Source organism: Streptomyces sp. SP17BM10, from assembly GCF_036322405.1.
In the GTDB taxonomy this organism is placed as follows: Bacteria; Actinomycetota; Actinomycetes; order Streptomycetales; family Streptomycetaceae; genus Kitasatospora.
Genome location: NZ_JAQYXB010000510.1, coordinates 1 through 611, shown reverse-complemented (window position 1 = coordinate 611; position 611 = coordinate 1). Strand labels below are relative to the sequence as shown.

1 protein-coding gene is annotated in these 611 nt (G+C 75.1%); it reads right to left on the bottom strand.

The annotated features are described in order from the left end of the window. On the bottom strand, positions 1-611 hold a 611-nt coding region (locus PUR71_RS09320; RefSeq protein WP_329925962.1), incomplete at both ends, for a beta-ketoacyl reductase.

Below are 611 nucleotides of genomic sequence, written 5' to 3'. Positions count from 1 at the left end.
GGTCGTGGAAGTCCCGGTCGGCGGCGACGGCCTGCGGTGAGGCGTGGCCGAGGACGGCGGCGGCCTCGGTGCGGACCAGGTCGACGACGTGGCGCAGCCGGTCCGCCTCGCGCAGCTCGTGGAGCCGGGCCGCGAGGGCGGTCATGGTGGCGGCGCCGGTGCCGGTGGCGGAGGCCGTGCGGCGACCGCCGGGCAGGAGGGCGCGGAACATCGTCGGCACCTCACCGCGCGGGCGGGCACCGGCGGCCATGCGGCCGGTCGCGACGAGGTACGGCTCGTCGACGGCCATGGCGGCGTCGAGGAGCGCGAGGCCGTCCTCCTCGGCGAGGGGCGGGACTCCGGAGGCGTGGATGCGGTGCAGGTCGGTTTCGGAGAGCGTCCCCGTCATGCCGGCGGTCGGCATCCAGGCGCCCCAGCCGAGGGACTGGGCGGCGAGGCCCTGGTGGCGGCGCCAGTGCGCGAGGGAGTCCAGGTAGACGTTCGCTGCGGCGTAGTTGCCCTGGCCCGCGCTGCCCATGACGCCGGAAATGGAGGAGAAGAGGACGAAGGCCTTGAGGTCCTGGTCCTTGGTCAGCTCGTGGAGGTTCCAGGCGGCATCGACCTTGGGGCGC